The 1,042-nt window shown below is 66.9% G+C and carries 1 protein-coding gene and 1 pseudogene; both read right to left on the reverse strand.

Annotated features, from left to right (window positions below; all coding sequences use genetic code 11):
* Nucleotides 1-355, reverse strand: a pseudogene (locus EOD07_RS35550) (dihydroorotase); the annotation flags it as partial.
* On the reverse strand, nucleotides 352-1,042 hold a 691-nt coding region (locus tag EOD07_RS35555; protein WP_127238447.1), incomplete at its 5' end, for an aspartate carbamoyltransferase catalytic subunit. The pseudogene EOD07_RS35550 and the gene EOD07_RS35555, both read right to left, overlap by 4 nt.

Consider the following 1,042-nt stretch of genomic DNA (forward strand, 5'->3'; position numbering starts at 1 on the left):
CGCGCGCGGTGCGCAGCACGAATTCGACCAGCGCCACGTTGTCGATCACCGGATCGGTGTCGGGCATCATGACGATGGAGGTGACGCCGCCGGCCGCCGCCGCCACGCTTGCCGAAGCGATGGTCTCGCGATGCTCGCCGCCGGGCTCGCCGATGAAGACGCGCGCGTCGACAAGGCCTGGGATGATCGTCTTGCCGGCGCAGTCGACGACGGTGGCGCCTTCCGGCACGCCCTGGTTCAACGCGGCTTTCCCGGCCGCGACGATCTTGCGGCCGTCGACGATGACGCTTCCGATCTCGTCCACGCCGCGCGAGGGGTCGACGACGTGCGCCTTGCTGAAGACGGTCACACTCATGCGCCGCGCCCCTCATGGTTGCGGCCGTCATTGTTGCGACGAGGGTCAAGCAGCGCTTCCATCACCGCCATGCGCACGGCCACCCCCATCTCGACCTGTTCCTGGATGACGCTTTGCGGCCCGTCGGCGATTTCTGAGGCAATCTCGACGCCGCGGTTCATCGGGCCGGGATGCATGACCAGCGCATCGTCCTTGGCGGCTTTCAGCTTTTCGGCATCAAGGCCGAAATAGCGGAAATATTCGCGAATCGATGGCACGAAGGCGCCTTCCATGCGCTCGCGCTGCAGGCGCAGCATCATCACCACGTCGGCGTCCTTCAACCCCTCGGCCATCGAGCGCGCGACGATCACGCCCATTCTGTCGATGCCGGACGGCAGCAATGTCGAGGGCGCGACGACGCGCACCTGCGCGCCGAGCGCGTTCAAGAGCATGATGTTGGAGCGGGCGACTCGCGAATGCAGGATGTCGCCGCAGATCGCCACGATCAGCTTCGAGAGCGGTCCCTTGGCGCGGCGGATGGTCAGCGCGTCGAGCAATGCCTGCGTCGGATGCTCGTGCGCGCCGTCGCCGGCATTGACCACCGAGCAGCCGACCTTCTGGGCGAGCAGGGCAGCCGCGCCCGCCGACTGGTGGCGGATGATCAGGATGTCCGGGCGCATGGCGTTGAGGGTCATGGCCGTATCGATC

The organism is Mesorhizobium sp. M2C.T.Ca.TU.002.02.1.1 (assembly GCF_003997225.1).